Genomic DNA, 281 nt, shown 5'->3' with positions numbered 1-281 from the left:
TATATTAGCATACTTTATGACACCTAACCAGTAAGGTTGCTTGCGAAAGAAGATGTCATACGGTAAGATAAGACGAAACGGTTTCGAAAGGAATGGATTAACGTGAGCACTTATATGCAGGCGATCTTACAAGAGTACGGAGAAACTCTTGCCACGAAAGGCCTTAGAATTATTTTAATATTAGTCTGTACTTATGCGGCCTATCGATTATGTGAATTTATTGTTGCACGTGTCGGCGGGGTTCCTATGGGGCATTTAGGCAGTAAGCGTCGGCGGCGAGG

The sequence above is a fragment of the Megasphaera sp. AF13-6AC genome, assembly GCF_027685385.1.
GTDB classification, from domain to species: Bacteria; Bacillota; Negativicutes; order Veillonellales; family Megasphaeraceae; genus Megasphaera; species Megasphaera micronuciformis.
This window is presented reverse-complemented; position numbering follows the sequence as displayed.